Annotated in this window: 17 protein-coding genes; 6 read left to right on the top strand and 11 right to left on the bottom strand. The window is 44.5% G+C overall.

The features are described from left to right. The first annotated feature begins 276 nt into the window (after nucleotides 1–276). The gene (locus AXE77_RS00290) at nucleotides 277–1596 is read left to right on the top strand and encodes a glycosyltransferase family 2 protein (protein ID WP_116711597.1); all 1320 of its coding nucleotides are present in this window, start codon (nucleotides 277–279) and stop codon (nucleotides 1594–1596) included. Between the two features lie 168 nt (nucleotides 1597–1764). Here the strand turns inward: AXE77_RS00290 and uvrB are convergent, their stop codons facing one another. The 5 genes from uvrB to AXE77_RS00265 all read right to left on the bottom strand — a co-directional run bounded on the left by uvrB (nucleotide 1765) and on the right by AXE77_RS00265 (nucleotide 7745). Continuing rightward, on the bottom strand, nucleotides 1765–3879 hold the full coding sequence (gene uvrB / locus AXE77_RS00285; RefSeq protein ID WP_116711596.1) for an excinuclease ABC subunit UvrB: 2115 nt from the start codon (nucleotides 3877–3879) through the stop codon (nucleotides 1765–1767). A 22-nt stretch (nucleotides 3880–3901) separates the two neighbouring features. Then, the gene (gene coaE / locus AXE77_RS00280) at nucleotides 3902–4594 is read right to left on the bottom strand and encodes a dephospho-CoA kinase (protein ID WP_116711595.1); all 693 of its coding nucleotides are present in this window, start codon (nucleotides 4592–4594) and stop codon (nucleotides 3902–3904) included. 69 nt (nucleotides 4595–4663) lie between these two features. Next, complete coding sequence (locus AXE77_RS00275) at nucleotides 4664–4993, bottom strand: TM2 domain-containing protein (RefSeq protein ID WP_116711594.1); 330 nt, start codon at nucleotides 4991–4993, stop codon at nucleotides 4664–4666. A 220-nt stretch (nucleotides 4994–5213) separates the two neighbouring features. Beyond that, nucleotides 5214–6716 carry a 30S ribosomal protein S1 gene (gene rpsA, locus AXE77_RS00270; protein WP_004135961.1) on the bottom strand — a complete coding sequence of 501 codons (1503 nt, stop codon included), beginning with the start codon at nucleotides 6714–6716 and terminating at the stop codon, nucleotides 5214–5216. 144 nt (nucleotides 6717–6860) lie between these two features. Next, entirely contained in the window at nucleotides 6861–7745 is an 885-nt protein-coding gene (locus AXE77_RS00265) for a bifunctional methylenetetrahydrofolate dehydrogenase/methenyltetrahydrofolate cyclohydrolase (RefSeq protein ID WP_116711593.1), read from the bottom strand. Nucleotides 7746–7878: 133 nt separating this feature from the next. On the opposite strand from AXE77_RS00265, the gene AXE77_RS00260 reads away from it, so the two are divergent. After that, the gene (locus tag AXE77_RS00260; protein WP_116711592.1) at nucleotides 7879–8931 is read left to right on the top strand and encodes a metal ABC transporter solute-binding protein, Zn/Mn family; all 1053 of its coding nucleotides are present in this window, start codon (nucleotides 7879–7881) and stop codon (nucleotides 8929–8931) included. Nucleotides 8932–9081: 150 nt separating this feature from the next. On the opposite strand, the gene AXE77_RS00255 is transcribed toward AXE77_RS00260, so the two are convergent. Then, on the bottom strand, nucleotides 9082–9678 hold the full coding sequence (locus tag AXE77_RS00255) for a CarD family transcriptional regulator (protein ID WP_205727502.1): 597 nt from the start codon (nucleotides 9676–9678) through the stop codon (nucleotides 9082–9084). Between the two features lie 134 nt (nucleotides 9679–9812). On the opposite strand from AXE77_RS00255, the gene glgB reads away from it, so the two are divergent. The 3 genes from glgB (at nucleotide 9813) to AXE77_RS00240 (ending at nucleotide 14187) form a co-directional block, all read left to right on the top strand. Next, nucleotides 9813–12086 (top strand): 1,4-alpha-glucan branching protein GlgB, encoded by a 2274-nt coding sequence (gene glgB / locus AXE77_RS00250; protein WP_165846006.1) that lies wholly within the window; start codon nucleotides 9813–9815, stop codon nucleotides 12084–12086. A 16-nt stretch (nucleotides 12087–12102) separates the two neighbouring features. Next, complete coding sequence (locus AXE77_RS00245) at nucleotides 12103–12858, top strand: response regulator transcription factor (RefSeq protein WP_116711589.1); 756 nt, start codon at nucleotides 12103–12105, stop codon at nucleotides 12856–12858. Nucleotides 12859–12972: 114 nt separating this feature from the next. Next, nucleotides 12973–14187: a sensor histidine kinase gene (locus AXE77_RS00240; protein WP_116711588.1), complete on the top strand. Its 1215-nt coding sequence runs from the start codon at nucleotides 12973–12975 to the stop codon at nucleotides 14185–14187. Here the strand turns inward: AXE77_RS00240 and AXE77_RS00235 are convergent. Both AXE77_RS00235 and AXE77_RS00230 read right to left on the bottom strand, forming a co-directional pair. Beyond that, a complete protein-coding gene (locus AXE77_RS00235; protein ID WP_240612602.1) occupies nucleotides 14169–15026 on the bottom strand; it encodes a ComF family protein in 858 nt (285 codons plus the stop codon). The two genes, AXE77_RS00240 and AXE77_RS00235, sit on opposite strands and share 19 nt — an antisense overlap. Nucleotides 15027–15309: 283 nt before the next feature. Beyond that, the gene (locus AXE77_RS00230; protein ID WP_116711587.1) at nucleotides 15310–16128 is read right to left on the bottom strand and encodes an HAD-IIB family hydrolase; all 819 of its coding nucleotides are present in this window, start codon (nucleotides 16126–16128) and stop codon (nucleotides 15310–15312) included. Nucleotides 16129–16249: 121 nt separating this feature from the next. On the opposite strand from AXE77_RS00230, the gene AXE77_RS00225 reads away from it, so the two are divergent. After that, nucleotides 16250–16678: a metallopeptidase family protein gene (locus tag AXE77_RS00225; RefSeq protein WP_116711586.1), complete on the top strand. Its 429-nt coding sequence runs from the start codon at nucleotides 16250–16252 to the stop codon at nucleotides 16676–16678. Between the two features lie 62 nt (nucleotides 16679–16740). Here AXE77_RS00225 and AXE77_RS00220 read toward each other — a convergent pair whose 3' ends face one another. Genes AXE77_RS00220 through AXE77_RS00210 form a run of 3 tightly spaced genes read right to left on the bottom strand, consistent with a single transcriptional unit; the run spans nucleotide 16741 to nucleotide 22630 of the window. After that, nucleotides 16741–17685 carry a nucleoside hydrolase gene (locus tag AXE77_RS00220; protein WP_116711585.1) on the bottom strand — a complete coding sequence of 315 codons (945 nt, stop codon included), beginning with the start codon at nucleotides 17683–17685 and terminating at the stop codon, nucleotides 16741–16743. A gap of 18 nt (nucleotides 17686–17703) precedes the next feature. Then, nucleotides 17704–19290, bottom strand: a complete 1587-nt coding sequence (locus AXE77_RS00215) for a DUF5719 family protein (RefSeq protein ID WP_116711584.1) — start codon at nucleotides 19288–19290, stop codon at nucleotides 17704–17706. Beyond that, complete coding sequence (locus AXE77_RS00210; protein ID WP_116711583.1) at nucleotides 19277–22630, bottom strand: glycosyltransferase family 2 protein; 3354 nt, start codon at nucleotides 22628–22630, stop codon at nucleotides 19277–19279. The genes AXE77_RS00215 and AXE77_RS00210 overlap by 14 nt, the downstream gene beginning before the upstream one ends. Between the last annotated feature and the right edge of the window lie 19 nt (nucleotides 22631–22649).

Below are 22649 nucleotides of genomic sequence, written 5' to 3'. Positions count from 1 at the left end.
CCCCCCCCCCCTAGACTTTTTCCCATGTTAAAAAGAGCATCACTATACGTAACTATTCTCATAACATGGTTACTACTATTCTTAATCTTTACACCATTCGCTATTAGAGAATACGTTTTTTCTGGAACAAGAAACACTACGCTAGATATTCTCATAGCATTAAACGCAATCTTCATAATCTACTTCTGGCTAAACGGCACTAAAGATATAATCTACGTACTATGGTTCTACCCGCATAAAAAATCCATTACACAATACGTTCAAAAAGTCTCTTGCATGCCAATACCAGCAAACAAGCGTATCGTAATGCTCTACTGTACTTGCAACGATTTCGAAGGTGACTCACTCACGCAATGCTTAAAACAAAAGTACGCCGGATCAGTCAAAACAATCATCCTCGATGATTCTAGTAACCCTAATTACAAAAACAAAGTAGACGAATATGCTAAAGAACATAATGTAGAAGTAGTACGCCGCGAAAATAGAAAAGGATTCAAAGCAGGAAATCTCAACAACTATTTACACGGACGAACCGACTACGATTACTTTGTTATTCTCGACAGTGATGAAATCATCCCTTCAGATTTTATTATTCGATGCTTGCAATACTTCCAATACTTTAAAAACGCTGGAATTGTGCAATGCAATCACGTAGCAACACGTAACATTAACCGCTTTATGCACCTACTACACATTGGAGTGAACAGTCACTGGCCTGTGTACCAAACAATGAAACATCACTATGGTTTCATGTCTCTACTAGGGCATGGCGCGATGGTAAGTCGAGAATGCTACGAAGCAGTAGATGGATTACCAGAAGTTGTTGCTGAAGACTTATGCTTATCAATCGAAGCACGCAGTAAAGGATACTATGTTGCTTTCGCACCGAACATAACATGCGAGGAACAATATCCGATTGACTATCTAGCTTTTAAGAAACGACATAGTAAATGGACGCAAGGTAATTTCGAGTTCATGAAATGCTACACTAAACGCATTTTTACATCTAAAATGCGATGGTTTGAAAAACTAGATATTTTCCTGTTTACCTACAACCTGCCATTAACATCACTTTTCACATGCTATGTAGCAATGAATATCATATTCTTCCCAGCACTGCACTACGATTTACATTATCCAGCATGGCTACTTGTACCAACCGTAATATTTTTCATGGCACCGATGCTAAACGACGTATTCTTCTGGCTTGGTAAAGTATCTATCAAACATTTACTACACTACATGCTTTTTACTTTCTGCTTGTACGGTTCAATGCTTTACGTGTCAATGAAATCATCATTCCTAGCACTTACAGGAAGAAAAGCCGTATTTGTTGTCACACCAAAAACAACGCAACATATTACGCTAGTTGAATCATTACGAATGAACATTCAAGAAATAATATTCTCAATAGTTCTTATCACTCTCTCATGCGCGTTCAAAGGCGGAATACTACCAGTCATTCTCATAGTAGCACCAACGCTTTTCAGCATATATTTAACAATGTACTCGAACTCTAAAAAACCTATCGATACTCCACACCATGTTAGAAACAATTACAAAACAAGAAGACCACTCGCACACGCATACAGGTGATATAAACCCACAAAGATAACAGTTATTAAAGAAACTTGTAAAAAGTAGAAATTAGGGCGAGCACATTGATTACTATAAAGTACTCGCCTTAATTTATGGGATTTATGTGCTGCGATTAACGCACGATTATTTATTTGCAACGATCATTTATTAGCTTACTTATTACGCTCACTTATTAGCCTCATCCATTTGACGCAACTCTTTCTTTAGATCGCGTATTTCGTCTCGTAGACGAGCAGCCAACTCAAACTGCAGTTGCTCAGCAGCAACATGCATTTGATCGCTCAAATTTTTAATCAGCGACATAATCTCATCCTGCGGAAGTTCGGAAATATTCGCCATACGCTTTTCTTTACTTACCCGCCCAAGATTCGGCTCTTTTGGCACGCCATAATGCGAGTTACCGGCCTTATTAGCATTTCTGTAACCGCCTGCTAGCAAAGTTTGCGTATCAACATCTTCCTTAGCAAGCATGTCGTTCACATCACTAATCTTCTTTCGCAAAGGCTTAGGATCAATTCCATGCGCTTTGTTATACGCTATTTGCTTTTCGCGTCGACGCTCTGTCTCACTAATCGCCTTACTCATAGCATCCGTAACAGTATCCGCATACATAAGCACAGTTCCAGAAACGTTACGAGCAGCGCGACCAATCGTTTGAATAAGCGAACGGTAAGATCTTAAGAAGCCTTCCTTATCTGCATCCAAAATCGCAACAAGCGAAACTTCCGGCAAATCCAAACCCTCACGAAGCAAATTAATGCCAACAATCACATCAATTTTGCCTTCGCGAAGCTCGCGCAAAAGCTCCACTCTGCGCAAAGTATCAACATCCGAATGCAAGTACTCAACTTTAATACCAAGCTCAAGGAAGTAATCAGTTAAGTCTTCCGCCATTTTCTTGGTAAGCGTAGTAACAAGCACACGCTCATCTTTTGCCACTCGCGCCTTGATCTCCGCAAGCAAATCGTCAACCTGGCCTTCCACAGGGCGAACCTCAATCTTAGGGTCAAGCAAACCGGTTGGCCTAATAATCTGCTCAACTACACCATCCGAAAGTCCAAGCTCGTAATCTCCAGGCGTTGCAGAAAGATACACGGTTTGACCAACGCGCTCCAAAAATTCCTTCCACTTTAACGGACGATTATCCATTGCAGAAGGAAGCCTAAAGCCATGCTCTACAAGCGTTCTTTTACGCGAAGCATCTCCCTCATACATAGCTCCGATTTGCGGCACTGTTACATGCGATTCGTCCAAAACTAGCAAAAAATCGTCTGGGAAAAAGTCAAGCAAAGTATGCGGAGGCGTGCCTGCATCGCGGCCGTCAAAATGCCTCGAATAATTCTCCACTCCTGGGCAAACTCCAACCTGACGCAACATTTCCAAATCGTACGTAGTTCGCATTTCCAAACGCTGAGCTTCCAGCAATTTATTCTGCTTTTTAAGTTGCGCTACCCTTTCGTCGCGCTCTTTCTCAATCGCCTCTAACGCGCGCTCCATGCGCTCCGGCCCTGCAATATAATGCGACGCTGGGAAAATATGGACACTACTCTCCTTGCGAATTACTTCTCCTGTAAGCGGATGCAGCATGGCAATTCTGTCGATTTCGTCACCGAAGAACTCAATTCTCACAGCTAATTCCTCATACACTGGAATAATCTCAACTGTGTCACCGCGCACTCTAAAAGTTCCACGCGTAAAAGCAATGTCATTGCGCTTGTATTGCATGCTCACAAATTGACGCAATAAATCGTCCCGCTCAAGCTGCTCACCAACGCTTAACATAAGCATTCGCTCGGCATACTCCTCCGGAGTACCAAGTCCATAAATACAAGAAACTGTAGCAACAACAACGCAATCCCGTCGCGTAAGCAAATTCGCTGTAGCAGCGTGACGAAGACGCTCAACATCATCGTTAATATTCGAGTCTTTTTCAATATACGTGTCTGTTTGCGGAATATACGCTTCCGGCTGATAGTAGTCGTAATAAGACACAAAATAGCTCACAGCATTATCTGGCATCAGCTCACGGAACTCCGCACAAAGCTGAGCTGCCAAAGTTTTATTCGGTTCAATAATAAGCGTCGGCCGTTGCAAACGCTCAATAAGCCAAGCTGTTGTAGCAGTTTTACCAGTTCCCGTAGCACCCATTAAAACAACATCGTTTTCGCCGTTTTCAATGCGATTTGCCAGCTCGTCGATTGCTTGCGGCTGGTCTCCAGAAGGCTTGTATGGCGCTTTTACTACAAAAGGCTTGTTTGTGCGCTGAATTTTATTCGACATGATTATTTACTTCCCTAGTTTTTTACTTCCCCAATTTCGCCATTTCAGCGCTTTTATCGTTTATTTCGCGCAACCATGATTGTAACGTATCATCAACGCTGTCAAGCATAGATTCCATTGGTTTAGTTGAATCAACTACAAAATCCGCGATTTTCCTTCGCATAATCTCTTCAACTTGATTATTTATGCGCTGCTCCGCCTGATTCTGGCTCATTTTGCGCTCGTTTATCATTCGCGCAATGCGAACATCTTTAGGCGCTTCAACTGTAATAATATGGTCAAAACTAAATGGAATGCTGTCAATTACTTGCGCAAGAAGAGGAATATCGTGCACAATAACTGAACTCATGCTACCTAATATATTGCAATTTTCTTCAGAAATTTTATTAACATATTCACTTTCTAAAGTCTTCGCTAAATCATAAATAGCAGGATGAATTATAGACTCAATCTTACTTAACGCTTGCTTATGCACATCATCATCGCCAAAAATATGCTCTGCAATAAACGCACGATTTAATGAACCATCATTCTTAACGGCACTTTCCCCAAAAATGTCTACTATTTGCTGCAATACTGCGCTTCCTGGTTCCACTACTTTACGCGCTAAAACATCGTAATCTATAATAAACGCACCTAGATTTCGCAAATGGTTCACTACAGTAGATTTCCCAGCTGCAATTCCGCCCGTTACAGCAATCCGCATCATTGTCATATATAAATTATAAGTAATGCCCCAGTAACTAATTACCGAGGCACTATACACTAAATAATAATCGTAAAATTAGTCTTTTAACTCAGCACCATCAGCATCCTTATGCCACTTAGTTCCAGGCTTTGAGCAAAGAATCAAAATGCCTTCAACACATGACCATATAATCGAAATACCTGCAAGCAAACCAATAGAAAGAACAGAAATCAACAATTGGGCAATAGCCTTGCCTTTAAAACCAAGGTAAAAATTGTGGATACCTAAAGATCCTAAGAAAATTGCTAGCAAACCTGCAACAATTTTATTGCGCGAACTTACTAAAGTTGCTTTAATGTTCTCCGAACTATTCCCATCGTACGAAGGGAACTGAGCATTTTTCTGATTGTTGTCAAACGTGCTCATAATCTTCACCAATCCTTTTAATAATTATGATTAATGTTTAAAAGCATCATATAATCATGATTCTTAAAAGAAAATTAATTGTACCTATATTTAATTACAAAACTTGAGTCACAAAAATACTCGTAAAACATACTCAAAATAGTAGTCAAACATAAACAAAATTGCCCCGATGATCACTCATCAGGGCAATTGTTAATAAGGTTCTAGTAGAAAGTAGAACCTACTTCTTTTCGCTCAAAAGCTGTTCGCGCAAAGCTGCAAGCTGATCGGAATCAGCTAAAGCACCTTCGTTAGATGCTTCAGAAGAATAGTTGGAAGCAACTTCTTCCTTCTTTTCTTCCTTAGCTGGCTTCTTTTCGGCTTCTTCGCTCTGGCCATCAGCAGCAGCAGATTCAGCTGCAGCTGCAAGTTCCTTAGCAGCGAATGCCTTGTGCTCTTCCCAAAGCTCGTGAGCTGCAGCATACTGAGCTTCCCACTCTTCGCGCTGCTGCTCGTAGCCAGCCATCCACTCATTAGTGTTTGGATCGAAGCCTTCTGGGTACTTGTAGTTGCCTTCAGCATCATATTCAGCTGGCATGCCGTAGAGAGCTGGATCGAAATCTTCAGAATTTGGATCAACAGCTTCAGTAGCTTGCTTCAAGGAGAGGGAAATGCGACGACGATCGAGATCTACGTCGATAACCTTCACGAATACTTCTTCGTTAGCCTTAACAACAGTTTCTGGATTCTCTACGTGACGGTTTGCAAGCTCAGAAATGTGAACCAAGCCCTCAATGCCGTCTTCAACGGAGATGAACACACCGAACTGAACGATCTTGGTGACCTTGCCCTTAACAACCTGTCCAGGAACATGGGTGCGAGCGAAGCGCTGCCATGGATCTTCCTGAGTTGCCTTAAGGGAAAGGGAAATACGTTCGCGATCGAGATCAACGTCGAGAACTTCAACGGTAACCTTATCGCCAACCTTAACAACCTCAGATGGGTGATCGATGTGCTTCCAAGAAAGCTCAGACACGTGAATGAGACCGTCAACACCGCCGAGATCAACAAATGCACCGAAGTTCACGATAGAAGACACAACGCCTTCACGAATCTGACCCTTCTTAAGCTGCGAAAGGAAGGTCTCACGAACTTCAGACTGGGTTTCCTCAAGGAACTGACGACGAGAAAGCACAACATTGTTGCGGTTCTTATCGAGCTCGAGAATCTTAGCCTTAATCTTCTGGCCGATGTATGGAGAGAGATCACGAACGCGACGCATCTCAACCAAGGAAGCTGGGAGGAAGCCACGAAGACCGATGTCAACAATCAAGCCACCCTTAACAGCCTCAATAACGGTACCTTCAACAATACCGTCAGCATCCTTAATCTTCTCGATATCGCCCCAAGCACGCTCATACTGTGCACGCTTCTTGGAGAGAATAAGACGTCCTTCCTTGTCTTCCTTAGTGACAACAAGGGCTTCGATGGTGTCGCCAACTTCGACAACGTCATCTGGATCAACGTCTTTCTTGATGGAAAGTTCACGGGAAGGAATTACACCTTCAGTCTTGTAGCCGATGTCCAACAATACTTCGTCGTGATCAATCTTTACGACGGTACCTTCAACTAAATCACCATCATCAAAATTCTTGATGGTTGAATCGACTGCCTTGATGAAGTCTTCTTCGGTGCCAATATCATTAATCGCAACCTTGGCGACTTCGTTATTATTCTCTGCCATTATTTATTAGTGGTTTCTTCTTGGGGTGGATATTACTCGATATTAAATTATGCGTTTATTCTTGCGCATGCACTATACACGCGCTCTGTCAATGTTATATACAGGCATAGCCAAAATTACCGTTTTACTTCGGGCGTGTCGCACTCATTGCTTATCAAGTGCTCTCTCAGCCATATCAACAACATTCGCCAGAAGCATCGAGCGAGTCATAGGTCCTACCCCGCCCGGGTTTGGAGAATACGCCCCAGCAATTTCACGACAAGCCGGATCAACATCGCCCTTTACGCGATACCTGCCAGCTTCCTCATCAAAAACTCGAGATACGCCAACGTCGACAAGCACTGCACCAGGCTTGACATCCTCTGGCTTTACAAAACCAGCGCAACCCATTGCTGCAATAATAACGTCAGAACGACGCATAATCTCTTGCACATTGTGCGTACGAGTATGACACAACGTGACAGTAGCATCCACTCCTCTTCGCGTAAGAAGAAGACCAATAGTTCTTCCAACTGTTATGCCACGACCTAAAACACAAACTTCTTTCCCAGAAAGATCAATATTATATTCGTCAAGCAAAGCTAAGATTCCTCTAGGTGTGCAAGGCAATGGAGTTGTAATATCCCCAGAAACATGCGTCACCAACTCACCCAAGTTATACGGGTGCATGCCATCGCAATCCTTCAACGGATCGATAGCAGCAATCACTTTTTGAAAATTCACATTTTTAGGTAAAGGCAACTGAACAATAAAACCCGTGCACGAAGGATCGTTATTGAGCTTGTCTATAGCCTGCAAAATATCCGCTTCACTAGCGGTATCTGGCAACTCACAACGAATAGATCGAATCCCAACTTCCTCACAATCCTTGTGTTTTCCGGCAACATACTTTACCGAACCTGGATCTTCACCAACCAATAATGTACCTAATCCCGGTTCCATGCCACGTTCGCGTAATTCTGCTACACGCTTAGCCAAATCTTTTTTAATCTTACTAGCCAATGTACTGCCATCGAGCACTACAGTCATGAATCGTTCCTCCCAACTCGCACAATTCGTAAGGATAGGCTATCGTGAAGTATGGAAGTATGTGATCAGTAGGAGTCGAGCTGCACTGTATGCGAGCGCCGACACATCGTTTAACACGGGAGGAATCACAGCGATGCGTACCATCATTCATGCCATGAAAAAAATCAGCAAAACTGCTTCAGTATGCTTCATGGCGGCTGCAATAGTATTAGGTTTTGCCGCTTGCGGTCAACCAGAATCAAAACCTCAAGTAAAAACTCCATCGGCAGCTCCACATATTACTGTTATCTCCACAGTTGACACATGGGGCAGCTTAGCTCGAGAAATCGGCGGCAACGATATTAAAGTCACTTCCCTTATGACAGGAGCCACTGCAGATACCTCCTCTTTCAAACCTCGCTCTCGAGACTTACAAAAAATACAAAACGCGCAAGTTATGGTTACCAACGGAGCTGGCTACGATGATTGGGCTAATAAAATTCGCCCTAAGAAAGCTGAAGTTATCAGTGCTGCCGCAACGGTAGGCGCATTAAACGGAGATAATCCATATCTTTGGTTTTCCCATGACGCAAGAGAAGCTATGGCTTCTTCTATGGCAGATACTTTTTCGAGAATTCAGCCTTCTAAAAAGCGCGCTTTTGCACAACGTTTAGCGAATTGGCAAAAGAACGAAAAGAAACTTACTACTTTCCTGCAAAACTTTGCGAAAGAAAATGGCAATGTAAAGTATGCTGAAACTTCACCTATTCTTTTCTGGCTTATGTCGGATTTGAATTTAAAAAGCAGCACTCCTAAAGAATATGCAGAAGCGGTAAGTAACAATACTGACCCGCAACGTTCAAGTATCGAAGCATTCCAAAAACTTATTGAAGAACGCGGAATCGACATACTTATTGGCAATAGTCAGCAAGGAAACGATACGCTTAATTTCCTCAACGGTATAGCGGGAAGAAGCTACACTGCCACAGTACGCGTCAGCGAATTAATGCCAAAATACGCGAATACTCTCAATCAGTGGATTATGAAAATTTGCGACGACATTCATAACGCGTTAGAAGAAACCAAAGCAATGCGTAAGAATGAGGACCAAGAAAACACTAAAAAGCCTATTACTGAAAAGCCTCGCGTAGTTGAAAACACGAATCCTAAGGACTCTCATGAAGGTCAACAGGACCCAGGCAAGTAAGCAATAAAGACACCTAGACATGAAAAAATCTCCTGCAGAATATGCAGGAGATTTTTTATACGTACAGTTCACATGTCAAAACTAATTGAACAATTTATGACAACAGCAGTTAGAGCAGTATATGCTGTCACAGTGCATGCTGCTTGCGGACTACTTTTTCTTAGACTTCTTGTTCCGCTCTTCAAGCAAAGCCAAGGTCTGATCGGCAGGTTCTTCAGGAGCAACAGTATGGTGATGCTCGTCACCTGGCTGCGGATCTTTATAGCCAAGATTTACATCGAGAAGACGCTCAGCTTCCTGCTCATCAATCTTTTCAGACAAAGCAATTTCAGAAATTAAAATGCTGCGTGCGCGAGCAAGCATACGCTTTTCGCCGGCAGATAATCCGTGTTCATCCACGTCTCGCTGTGACAAGTCTCGGACAACCTGCGCAATATTATTAACGTCACCCGTAGCAATTTTTTCAACGTTTAACTTATAGCGACGCGACCAGTTCATTTCTTTTTCAATTATTGGTGTGCGCAAAATTTCAAACACTTTCGCAACTTCTTGAGCACCAACAATGTCGCGTACGCCTACTTTTTTGACGTTATCGACCGGCACATTGATTTCCAGACCATCCGACGATAACACTACTAAGCGTAAATACTGACGAGTTACACCCTTTACAGTGCGTTCACTTATTTCTTCAACACGAGCCGCACCGTGACGAGGATAGACGACCATATCGCCGACTTGATATTCCACAGAACCCTCCGTACACACAGAAAAACTCATAACAGTCTCTCATAAGCCTAAGACTTGAAAAAACTTTCATAATTTTTTCACAATAGTGCGAAACACACGCGACTTACGGCAATAAAGCATGTATGATAGGCAACATGAGTACAGTTACTAACATCAATGAAGATGCAGTCGCAGTTCCAGTCCGTCAGGACGTATTAGCTGCGGTGAGCAATGCAGAGTATTACAATCCACACGAGGTTCTCGGTGGTCATCTTGGATCTGGCAAGTTTGCCGATACCGTAACAGTCCGCGTATTGCGTCCTATGGCTAAGAAAGTCGTCATTCTTACTAAGAGTGGCGAATATGAAGCAACGCACGAATATAACGGTATTTTTACCGCTGTTATTCCTGCAGTAAAACACGCTAAGGCTAAGACTTGGTCGGTGCCAAGTTACCGTATTTATACTGTTGAAATTGACGGATCGGAATCGACTGACGACGATCCATACCGTTACTTGCCGCAAGTTGGCGAACTTGACATGTACCTGTTCGGTGAGGGACGTCACGAGCGCCTTTGGGAAGCACTTGGCGCCCACGTTAAGACGATTACCGATTCATGGGGACTTGTTTCACCAGAAACCGGAAAGATGGTGAAGAAAGTAACTGGTACCGCATTTTCTGTGTGGGCACCTAATGCGCGTGCAGTGCGAGTAGTAGGTAACTTCAACTATTGGAATGGCCGTCGTCACGCCATGCGTTCCCTCGGATCTTCCGGAATTTGGGAACTGTTTATTCCAGATGTCACTGCTGGCGAAGTATACAAGTTTGAAATTCTCACGCAGTCCGGCAATTGGATTATGAAAGCTGATCCAATGGAGCGCTCGCACGAAGTGCCACCTAACACTGGATCCATCGTTGTAGATTCTGAATTTAAGTGGCATGACACTTCTTGGATGGAACATAGAGCAAAGACTGACGCTCACAATGGTCCAATAAGTATTTACGAAGTGCAGGCTAACAGCTGGAACCGCGATTTTGGTAACTATCGTGAGCTTGCAGATCATCTTGTTGATTATGTGCAAAGAGAAGGCTTTACTCACGTTGAGTTTATGCCACTTACGCAATATCCATTCTCTGGATCCTGGGGTTACCAAGTTACAGGTTACTATGCTGTAGATTCTCGTCTCGGCTCCCCTGATGATTTCAAGTATTTGGTTGATAAGCTTCATAAAGCTGGCATTGGTGTAATTATGGATTGGGTGCCAGCCCACTTCCCTAAGGATGATTTCGCTTTGGGCCGCTTCGATGGCACAGCTCTGTATGAAGATCCAGATCCAATGCGTGGTGAACATCCAGATTGGGGTACTTACATCTTCAACTTTGGGCGTCATGAAGTGCGCAACTTCTTGGTTGCTAATGCTTGCTTCTGGCTCAACGAATACCATGTCGATGCTCTCCGCGTTGACGCTGTTTCTTCGATGCTGTACTTGGATTACAGCCGCGAGAACGGCCAGTGGAGACCAAATATTTATGGTGGACGCGAGAATCTTGAAGCTATCGACTTCATTAAGGAAGCAAATGCTACAGCGTACAAGAATAATCCTGGCATCATGATGATTGCCGAGGAGTCTACTGCATACCAAGGCGTAACCGCACCAACCGACATGGGCGGCTTAGGCTTCGGTTTGAAGTGGAATATGGGCTGGATGCACGACACTTTGCAGTATCTTAAAGAAGAACCAATTAATCGTCGTTGGCATCACAACGAAATCACATTCTCCATGGTGTACGCTTATTCCGAGCACTATGTACTGCCATTGAGCCACGACGAAGTTGTGTACGGCAAGGGATCCTTGCTCGGCAAGATGCCAGGCGATGAATGGCAACAGTTTGCTGGACTTCGTGCACTGCTCGCCTATCAGTGGTCTCATCCAGGAAAGAACCTTCTGTTCATGGGTGGTGAAATTGGCCAATCGAGCGAATGGAACTTCAATACTTCTCTCAACTGGAACGAGCTTCAGTGGCCATTCCACCAAGGAGTACAGAAGCTTGTTGCGGATCTTAACGCGCTATATAAGAGCTCTCGTGCGTTCTGGAGCCAAGACTTTACTCCAGATGGATTCCAGTGGCTCACCAGCGACGATTCTGATCACAACACCTTAAGTTATGTTCGTATTGGCGATGATGGTGAAGAAATCGTTGTGATAGTGAACTTCTCCGGCCAAGCTTGGCAGGATTATCAAGTTGCATTGCCAAAGGGTGGTCAATGGGAAGAAATATTGACTACAGACGACGCCAAGTATTGCGGATCTGATATCCACAACGGCACCTTCACGGCAGCTGCTGAAGAATATCATTCCCGCCCGTACTCTGCAAGAATTACCGTTCCAGCATTGGGTGCAGTATTCTTGAAGCCAGTACAACACTGAAAGGTTTTTACCAGACATGCTGAACGCTCCATCAGTTAGCAGTGTCCCCCGTACCATCCTTGTGGTGGAAGACGAGCCAGATCTTGCTACAGCGATTGCACAACGCATCACTGCACAAGGATGGCGGGCACGAGTTGCTTCTGATGGGGCGTCCGCTGTTACTGCTGCCGAACAACTACAGCCTGATTTAATAATCATGGATATTATGCTTCCCATTATGGATGGCATCGAAGCTACTCGGCGCATTATTGAGAAAAGACCAGTTCCTATTCTTATGCTCACGGCTCGAGATGCAGAAGCCGATAAAATCGTTGGCTTAAGCGCTGGAGCTGACGATTATATGACTAAGCCATTTTCTCCTCGCGAACTAATAGCTCGTTGCGCAGCTTTACTTCGTCGCGTAGAACGTGCAGCGCAAATCGCCAAAACCTTGGAGAACGAACGCGCATTGGACTTTGGGGCGCTTGTTATCAGGCCTCGGCAGCGAATAGTGACGCTTCATGATGAAGAGGTACATTTTACGCCTACTGAGTTTGATTTGCTTGCTACGCTTGCGCGTAATCCGCACACTGTTTTTAAGCGTGAAAAACTACTCGAAGAAGTGTGGGATTGGCCAGATGCTTCTGGAACTCGCACCGTCGATTCGCACATTAAATCGCTGCGACATAAAATCGGTTCAGAGTGGATTCGTACTGTACACGGCATAGGCTACGCATTTGAGCCGCCGTTAAACGATTACGATCACGTTTTGCAATCACAAGTTGCAAAATAATGAACTCCTCCACTCCAGCCCAATATAAGCAGCGGCAATATCACGCAGTTACAATAATCAGCTATTATCCATGAATCACTGATACTCGCTTAATTATTTTGTAGAAAACTCATTATGATTTCAAACACAGCACACAACCAAGAATCAGACGCCATTAAGCCCACAGACACTACCGCTCGTGAGTTTGCTACACCAACTACACCAACCTTTACACCGTCCTCGCAGCATAATTCCAATCATAAGCTCACAAAACACAACGACAAGCCGGACACGCAATCACAAGAAAAATCGCAACAACACAATTATCCCAACCGTCCTGTCGGATTTTTCTCATCGTTAAAAATTGAGCTTTCTATTATTATCGTTTTCGCCACTGCTATCGCATTCGTAATGGCATGGTTCTTACTGAAAACTGGCTTAAACGGATGGATTGCAATGCCACTAACTTTGGTTGTAGCACTTGGTATTACTTACATTTTTTCACGCGGACTCACAGCACCATTGCGTCAAATGAAAGACGCTGCAGAAGCAATGTCAGAAGGAGATTATTCCGTTCGCGTAGCCGTGGAAAATCGGCGCGATGAAGTAGGAAAACTTACCACTGCGTTTAACGAAATGGCTGAGGAACTCGAGCATGCAGATCACATGCGGCGAGAGTTAATAGCTAACGTAAGCCACGAATTACGCACCCCCGTGTCTGCTCTGCAAGCAATGCTCGAAAATCTTGCTGACGGTGTGGTAGAACCAACACCATCAAATATGGAAGCCATACTAAACCAGACACACAAACTCGCAGATCTTATTACTTTTCTACTTGATTTGTCACGCGTTGAAGCTGGAGCTGAAAGTCTTACCATCACTTCATTTAATCTTGCTGAATTTATTGACGATATTATTGAACCTTTGGAAATAGCAGACGCAGGACACAACCACCGCATTACAGTTCATATCGATAACACTATCAACTTATGCGGCGATTACGCTCGACTTTCGCAACTTTTTACCAACGTTATTGCAAATGCACTCAAGCACTCCGCCAATGGCACAGAAGTGCTTATCAACGCACATATCAATCATAGTCAGCATACCGTTGTAAGCAACGTCGTCAATTTTGGAGCGCAAATCCCCAAAGAAGCAAGAGCAGATATTTTCCGCAGATTCGTCAAAGGCAACCAAGGCATAGGAACCGAGTCAGGCGGCACGGGCTTAGGATTGTCAATTGCACGATGGGCGGCGAATTTGCACCACGGCACAGTAAAAGTAGTTGACGATAAGCGCGGCCCAAACTTTGAAATTACACTACCGTTGGACTACAACGAAACAGACTGACATCCCACACGCGCATCTTTAGAAGGCACGCATGCGATAGAAAAAGCCGCAACAGGAATTGCTCCAGCACACTGTAACACACTCGCGCAGCTACTCATAGTCGAACCAGTAGTAACAATATCATCAATAAGAATTACTTGCAGTGCACTACCGCAATCATCTCCAACTTCACTTCTCAACAGACATTGATTAGGTAGCGCACAATAGTCAACTCGAAAAGCGTGCGCAGCACGATGAGAACGACCACGCGAACCATTAGCTGTTTGAACAGACTTTGCTGAAACCGCAGCATCCATACGAACAATATTGGCTACATAAGCCGGAAATCCCGCAACACATAATGCCTTGGCAACAGCTTGCGCAACAGGAAACATGTGTTGGCGACCACGCTTACGCATAGAAGCACGAGAAGATGGCAACGGTACAACAAGTATCGGCTTTTGCCAATCATAAATACAAGTATCACTTACTATTTCATTGTTACTTTGTGCAATGCGAATTCCAACTCTAGGCTCTAAGGAAATCTGCGCAAGCTCACGCATCACACATACTACTAAATCAGCAATCAAATCCGAAAATACAGTGTCACATGCCACATCTTGATGATCTTTCCACGACAATATTGCCGTACGAACAGTACCGGCATAAATTCCACAAGCATAACGGTACCCACACTTTACCGATTTGAATGGAACACGTTGCCATCTACGCAAAGCACGACAACAAGTACTACAAAGCACCTCATCCGGAACATCGCAGCCAGCACACCCCCGAGGCAACACCATATTCCATATTGCACGCATAATATCAGGCCAATGCGCAACATACCACCCAGGCATACGAGAAGGAATATCAGCAAAATAACTCGATAATGACTTTGTGAATGAATTGAATGAATTGAATGCAGAATGAAAAGCGGCTACGTGGTATGCAGTTCCCCCTCTCCATACCACGTTTGCTAGCCGCTTATCATTTTGGCCTATCGCCTTGCGTCTCCCAACCATAATCAAAAGCATACAAGCACACAACAGTGCTCTAAAAATAAAAAATACCATTGTGGTTAAAAGCTACTTCTAAGCAAAAAATGTGGACAAAAAGTGGATAAATCTTCCGCAATACAAACTACTGAAGATAAGCAAGTACCTCAAGACACAGCGCTAAAGTATCCTCCGGATTACCTACTTTTACTGCCAACGCCCCAGTAAAAGCAGTCGGATAATCATTGCCACCCGGGTACATTCTGTCACCAATAAAAGTAATATTTTCTACGGAAAAACCGCAATACTGAGCTAACATATGCAAAGCGTGTGCTTTATCATCTCCACGGCAGCATACATCGATGCTTGTGTTGCCTCCCGCGCGCACAGAAAAATCTGGCAGCGCTTGAGCAACACATTCTTGAAGCCGCGTTTGGAGAGAACCCGCAGGATCCCAAGCTTTTTTGTACGAAATTGGAGCAAGTTGCCCTAAAGCGGAAAAAGTAATTTGACTCCCACGATTCTCAATCTGCTCTCCCCACAACATTGAATCGCCAGGTTCTTTCCATAAACCCATGCGTAGAGCACATTCTTTTATAACCGCAATAATGTGCTCCGCCTGCTCAGATTTAATACGATGCTCATAAACACATTGCAACGACGCATCGTCGCGCACGCGATAATAGCTCGTACCATTAGTAGGCATAATATGCAAACGAGTAAGTTGAGTGCCAGGAAGAAGTTTATCTAACACTTGACTTTGCACTAGCGATAGACAACCACCGGTTACAATAGCAACTGGAATTACATTAATAAGATTGCTCAAAGCCTCCGCCATGGGGTCAAGCATAGGCTTTCTGGAACAAGCCAACGTATTATCTAAATCAAACGCAATTAAAGATGAGCTACCAATCCGTTCAGCAAGAGTGCATTCATTACAATCATGCACTATTGGCTTGAGCATTGCGGCTCCTCCTGACTTATTGACACTCACTATCTAGTATTCCATAGCGTGCTTATATTGCACACACCGATATATGCGTTACAGCATATTTTTTGCCCTAGCCTTCCCTTACAGTGTAAGTATGACAGGTGTAATTTGGGAGGAACGTCACTACAGAAATCGCCACGGAAGAGGATTAAGAGCGCCTATATTTGGCACACGCCTTCCACAGTATCGCACTGCTAGTGGCATGTTCGATGCAATGGTTGCAGCTCAGATGAGAAGGCTGAACAACGCATGGAAGTCGCTTATGAAAGATGTTCAAGTTGCGGTAGAAGACGTGCCACCTTCTCAACCAGTTCTTTGGGAACATAATCGCAGAATTATGTCTCAAGTTTTTCCGGCAAGTCGCGGAATACCGCCTCGTATTGTGCTATATAGGCTTCCTCTGTGCACTCATGTAAGCAGTCGCGCCGAGCTTCAATATGCCATTCGAGACGAAATGGTACAGCGTCTTGCTGAACTTTACGGACGTAGGCCAGAAGAAATAGACCCAGATTGGGGAGAATAGTATTACAACGCTCGTTTAGCGTACTTAATTGTTTAAAGTTACTTAAGATTACTTAAGATTACTTAAACACCTAGCGTACTGTAGATATATTGCTTATAAAGCGTTGCGTTTAATTTGCTACATACCGCAACGTTTGGATTCTTGCCAACGCAATTATTCACATCCACAATAACAGCGCCATAACCGGGGCCGCGAGAAACGTCAACTTCACAAAAATAACTTCCGCACTCCTCTATACAAGACGGAGACAACGCAACTGCTACCGCCGACGGATCTGCCATATCTAAATAAGCGTCACCAAAACGCTCAATATTCAACTGCAAAAGTTCCCTATTACAATCAATAACAAATTTCCCCAACGGCCCACTATTCCGGATCTCAGCAATCTCTCGAGGATTGAGCATGCAATCTCCCAAACAAGCATCCCAACCAACTAACGTAATATTAGGGAGACCTGATTCAATAACTATTTTTGCCGCCTCAGGATCCTGCCATATATTAAATTCGGCAAGCGGCGTCACATTACCCCTGCCCAAGCCAGCCGACCCCATAATAATCAACCGACCAATTTTACGCATAGCTGCTTCATCCATACGCAACGCAAGCGCAATATTAGTGAGCGGACCTAAAGTAATGAGATCAATCTCACCATCGTCACTATTGCGTAGTAAATCAAGCATACGAATAATACCGTTGCCTTGAGAAGCTGTAAGTCTGTGCGGAACTAAACCTATATCTCCCATGCCGTCTCGACCATGAGTTTCATGAGCAAAGGCAAGATCCCTTAACAACATATTGCTGCATCCGCAATAAACCGGAGGCTCATACGATTGAGCATACTCGATAGTAGTAAGCGTATTAAGCGTAGCCTGCCGCATACTCACATTTCCAGCAACTGTAGAAAACATAAGTATTTCGTAGCGTTCATCCCTAAGTGCCATCGCTATTGCCATAGCATCGTCAGAACCACAATCTGTATCAATAATAATTTTCTTACGCTCTGCCATCGCTATTACTCAAAACACCTAATACACTATGTGATGATTATCCACTACAAACACTTGCATTTGTTGAGGTTCCAACGATTGCGAAGCAATCCACGCCACACCGGCAACACCAGCATTATCTACCTCGTTACTACGAATGCGCGCGCCCCACGATATGCTGCTATGAGATTGAACTTCAAACATCACAGCACGACGAGCTAAGTAAGAAGCTGGAATACTCACCGCTGAATTAGCATGGATAGTAATATGTTTCTCACCAACCAGCACACCTGAAGCATCAAAAGCTCTCATTTGTACGGAGGCATCCTGATTACTTGTCGACGCAATATGTAATGTTGTTTCATCAGGAGACATCGGCGAAACTACCGCACTCATGCCATTAGAACGATTTGCGTTAATAAATGCAACATCAGATTGTCCATCTTTACCGTCGCGCACAACGGACACCATTGCTGCCGTAGCAACAGAACCGCTCACACTCAAAGCGTGAACGTTTTCCGGCACTTCCCCAAGATCTACAATCTGCAACTTTCGGGAGGAAAGCGACAATTCTTTTATAGTTTTATAACCAGTATCACTCATCCAAGAAAGCGTAACTTTCCCACTTTTTTCGGACCACACATACACTTTAGCTTTATCTGACTGGCTCAAGCCAGGCAGTACACTCATACGCGAAGTTGGGCGCAAAGCGCGAATGATGTCAACGCCTTTTACCGTTAAACCGCTCATATGAACCACTTTTACGAAAGCGGCAACAGGAGTTTGTTCACTGTCAACTTGCACATACAAGCCGGCAGATTGAGGTGCTGCAGCAGCAAGATCAAAGAACGCATGCGAGCGCGCAGGAACGGTAAACGCACTACCGGTAGAAAGCGTCAGTGGAGTGCTACCGTGTTTTGCTGACCAAGCTCGAACGCGAACTACTGTTGGTTTTGAAGCAGGATTAAACGCTTCTAAACGCAACGATATACCAGGACCAGATTCTGGTACCAAAAAAGCTTGCTTCATTACGAGATTCGAACAAGCAGTAGCCGCAAGGCCTCGCACATCGCCTTGAGTTGCCCAAGAAACCATGGAAGCTGCAATACCAGTTCCAGGAGCAACGCGAGACAAACGTCCATCGAGCACTTGAGCATCGTGATCGACATTACCTTTAGCAACAAGAGCTGAAATATCACTGTCGCTCGCTTGTGTGTTCAAGAATGTTGACTGATCTTCAGAATCTCTCAGATTATGAACTCCAGCACGATACACGTCTCCAAACGCACCGTAGCGAGCAAAAGATTGTAGATCACCTTCCGACTCGTTATACTGACTGTCACCATACTGCGCTGAATCAGGCAAAGACAAGCGCACCGGACACACAGACTGTATATGAGTGGCACCCACATTCCTCACAAAATTCCTGTGTGGAGCATTCGGATTATCAGACAAATGCGGCATTGGGCAGCACAACACCAAAACGCATGCAGATACTAGTAAAAGAACCGCACTGAACGTGGCAAGCGCCCAAAGGCTAGCTACGCGATGCTGTTTAACGACATCTGCTTTAGCCGGAGATTCACCATGTTTTGAAACGTCATGAGAACGTTTATGCCAACTCATCACATTCCTCCTCATACTGATCATCGCCACGTTCAATCATAGTATGTCGTCCAAAACGAGGCACAGCCACCAAGCAGTATAGTAATAGCACAGTAGCCGACAACAACATCCAAGGGATTCTCCAAGCTAGCGGTCTGGCATGGTGGTAAGGTGACGTTACAGCAAGAGATCGTGCATCAGGCATGCCATCGAACCTTAAATAAGTTCCTTGCGGCATAGATACAACCAGTTGGGTTCCTTCAGCAGCATTAACATGTGCGATAAGACGTTCAGTAGCTTCTTTATTTACGTCACTGACGAGTCGAGCTGAAGGATGCAACATTTGCTGTATAGACATGGCAGCAGATGGCACAGCAGCCTGACGATGAGCATCATTAACAATGTAAATACCGCCAATACCCAACTGTTTCAGTGCTTCGATAGCTCCGCTATCTGCATGAGAAAGCAACTGAGCTGCAGCACGCGACAGCACCTTCGTACTCGAAGCATCACCAAAAATAACTTGACGAGTAAAAAGCGCAGGCGATACATCAACAGCATCTCCACGAATGGTCCTCATAACAGCAATTGATAAATCATGGTTACTTTTCGCACGCAAAGCGAGAACGCGATGAGTATCATCTTTACGCAAATAATCAGCAACAACCATAGGCAAGCCGTTATTACTTGCTGCAATAGAAGTAACCGGTCCACTAATAACAGCAAACAAACACAAAAGAACTGCCATAGTAAGCATGCCACTCGCAAGTATTGCTCGAGCAACATGAATAATATGTTGCAACAAGCGCGCTGCAGATCGACGCATTGCAGCACGCTTGTCAGCACGCGTCTTGTAGCTCTGTATTTTTTCAGATTTAGAAATGGCAGCAGCTCGTAGCGGTTCAAAACGGCGCACTGCTTGCCCTGCAACCATGCACATGCAAGAAAGCACACCTATTATGGATAATGAAACTCCTGGAAGCACACTTGCCGCAACTGGACCAGTAATATCAGCGGCTACTACAATGCGAGCGGCAACCAACGACAACGCCATACCGCTAATAATCAACACCCACATCATGCGAGAAACTCGCAAAGCGAACGGAAGCATTAAAGCAACCACAGCCATAACTACCGCTAGCACAGCAAAAATTATCATAATAATAGTTCGCAAACCGATAATAGGTATACTCGTTACATTCTGCACATTCGTCATATTAAATGCGTGCAACAAAACATCAATGTAGCCTTGAGCTCGAGGCGCGCCTTGAACACTGCGAAGAGGTAAAGCAGCACTGGAGAAAAGCTGACGCCACATACCAGAAGATCCATAACGAATAGCACTACCAATAGTCGGCAACACAATGACTATGGATGGAATCGGCATAAGCAAAAACATGATACGATGCGAACGCACCATAATAAAGGACGCAATAAAAATAATAATCAGAGGCAACAATAACTGAGGTTCTGCGGCAACAGGAATCATAAAGCACAACGCTGCACATGCAGCACACTGCACAGATGAAACCGGTCGAACAGGATCTTCAGTAACGTACATGCCAACAGCATGGAAAGCAAACGCAAACGCTGCAGGAAGAAATACCATTGTCATCAGCATAGGCAAATCCCCACGTGCGAATAAGCCAAATGCCATAGCAACCATAGTCCAGCAAACTCCAGCGCAAACACGCACCATATCAGAACGCGTAAATACACCCGCTAAAGCCCAGAAGCTCAAACACAATGCTGGAGCAGCCAGGAAGAACATAAGCGTAATAGCAAGCAACGGATTAGCTCCAACTATAAGTGAAGCGAGCGCCCACACACTCAACCATGCAGACGGAGGAAGTGCCGGACCAAAACCGTCATCTGGAACCCAGGCCCCAATAGCAGCATTCCAAACTTGATGAAAATCAGCACCCGTTGGCAACCACTGCTGCGCGTACCACGAGGCTCCCCCTAACATTTCACGCCAAGGAGCACCATACAAGTACAAAGTGACAGCAAAAAGCACTAATGAAGCCGCAATAACAGCACTCCACCTGCGTAAAACTCGAATATGCAAATGCTGTCGTGCCAAAGGACTTAACAATACGCAATGTTGCTGTGCTTGAAACGCTGCACTACGATCCCGCCACCTGGCAACTTGCCTGCGATCTGCAACCAATTGCGTAAGCTTTTTAAGAGGGATACGAGTACTTCTCGCAACACGACGACGAACAAGCATAGCGTGTGGGAACTGCATAATAGCAATCCATGGCAGCATCAGACGCACCCAAGCTACATAAGGACGTTTAGCAACAAGCGAACGCAACGCCCCTATAAGTGCCATAGGAAGGCTGCAAAGCCACATAAGAGGCCACAACAGCATGCGCGTGTCTGTATACCAGTAACGTTGTTTCGCGATAAGAGATGAGCCTACTGCATGGCGGAAACTAGACTTTTCTGAAGATCTCGCCTCACCAGAACGCGTACGAATACCCTCTAAACGAGCACGTCTATGAGCAATACGAGCCGACGGAACCACCACTACGCGTCCACCAGAAAGACAAACCCTGCGGCAAAAATCCTGAGATTCTCTAAAAGTAGTCATCCAAGGCTGAGTGCCGCGCAACGTTTGCCAAGCAGACAAAGTGACTAATGCACCCGCCAAAGAAACTGCATATACGTCGCCACGACCATCGTATTGTTCCTGATCAGGTTCGCCATCAACAGTAAGCGTATGAACATCATGTTTCCATGCGTACATGCCGACATTGTGCAAAATCTTCCCATTCCAATCGACTTGCTTTGCACCTAACACCGACGCCGTAGGCGTGTTTCGCCAAGTTTCTCTTAACGATTCCAAACAATAATTATTAGCAGGACGCGAATCATCGTGTAACAGCCACAATGCTGAAATTCCCTGTAATGGCATCAATTGACGCAACGCTTTTTCTATACCGTCACCAAATGAACGAGCGGACGATACTGGAATAATAATTATTCGTAAAAACTTATGCTCAGCTTGTTCGCTGCTGTGAGCATATTGCTTCCCCGCATTCTCACGAATCTTATGAGAAGAAATAGTGCCGCGCATAACATCCATAAGAGAATCGGCAGCAAGACTAATTTCCATAGTCGTTTGCATGATTTGCGAAACTCGCCCTGCACAATCGACAATAGCTAAGGTGCCAGGAAGAACTGATTGTTCCAATACCGCTCGTAACGTATCCGCGTAGAAACGAGTATCTCTTTCAACACACATCATTGCCATTATTGAAGAATCAACCGTATGCGGGTGCGCTGATTTTGCCTCGGCAAAAACTTGCAAAACTTCATCTTCAAAAGCGTGAGTACTAGCGGTTATTGAATTCATACCTACCAGTTTACGCAAG

The organism is Gardnerella massiliensis, assembly GCF_003408845.1.
Taxonomy (GTDB): domain Bacteria; phylum Actinomycetota; class Actinomycetes; order Actinomycetales; family Bifidobacteriaceae; genus Bifidobacterium; species Bifidobacterium vaginale_H.
This window is presented reverse-complemented; position numbering and strand designations above follow the sequence as displayed.

Bases quoted from the DNA above. Each gene is read 5' to 3' on its own strand.
- AXE77_RS00290 (WP_116711597.1), top strand. From the start codon at position 277: ATGCCAATACCAGCAAACAAGCGTATCGTAATGCTCTACTGTACTTGC.
- uvrB (WP_116711596.1), bottom strand. From the start codon at position 3,879: ATGTCGAATAAAATTCAGCGCACAAACAAGCCTTTTGTAGTAAAAGCG.
- coaE (WP_116711595.1), bottom strand. From the start codon at position 4,594: ATGACAATGATGCGGATTGCTGTAACGGGCGGAATTGCAGCTGGGAAA.
- AXE77_RS00275 (WP_116711594.1), bottom strand. From the start codon at position 4,993: ATGAGCACGTTTGACAACAATCAGAAAAATGCTCAGTTCCCTTCGTAC.
- rpsA (WP_004135961.1), bottom strand. From the start codon at position 6,716: ATGGCAGAGAATAATAACGAAGTCGCCAAGGTTGCGATTAATGATATT.
- AXE77_RS00265 (WP_116711593.1), bottom strand. From the start codon at position 7,745: ATGACTGTAGTGCTCGATGGCAGTACATTGGCTAGTAAGATTAAAAAA.
- AXE77_RS00260 (WP_116711592.1), top strand. From the start codon at position 7,879: ATGCGTACCATCATTCATGCCATGAAAAAAATCAGCAAAACTGCTTCA.
- glgB (WP_165846006.1), top strand. From the start codon at position 9,813: ATGAGTACAGTTACTAACATCAATGAAGATGCAGTCGCAGTTCCAGTC.
- AXE77_RS00245 (WP_116711589.1), top strand. From the start codon at position 12,103: ATGCTGAACGCTCCATCAGTTAGCAGTGTCCCCCGTACCATCCTTGTG.
- AXE77_RS00240 (WP_116711588.1), top strand. From the start codon at position 12,973: ATGATTTCAAACACAGCACACAACCAAGAATCAGACGCCATTAAGCCC.
- AXE77_RS00235 (WP_240612602.1), bottom strand. From the start codon at position 15,026: ATGCCTGGGTGGTATGTTGCGCATTGGCCTGATATTATGCGTGCAATA.
- AXE77_RS00230 (WP_116711587.1), bottom strand. From the start codon at position 16,128: ATGCTCAAGCCAATAGTGCATGATTGTAATGAATGCACTCTTGCTGAA.
- AXE77_RS00225 (WP_116711586.1), top strand. From the start codon at position 16,250: ATGACAGGTGTAATTTGGGAGGAACGTCACTACAGAAATCGCCACGGA.
- AXE77_RS00220 (WP_116711585.1), bottom strand. From the start codon at position 17,685: ATGGCAGAGCGTAAGAAAATTATTATTGATACAGATTGTGGTTCTGAC.
- AXE77_RS00215 (WP_116711584.1), bottom strand. From the start codon at position 19,290: ATGAGTTGGCATAAACGTTCTCATGACGTTTCAAAACATGGTGAATCT.
- AXE77_RS00210 (WP_116711583.1), bottom strand. From the start codon at position 22,630: ATGAATTCAATAACCGCTAGTACTCACGCTTTTGAAGATGAAGTTTTG.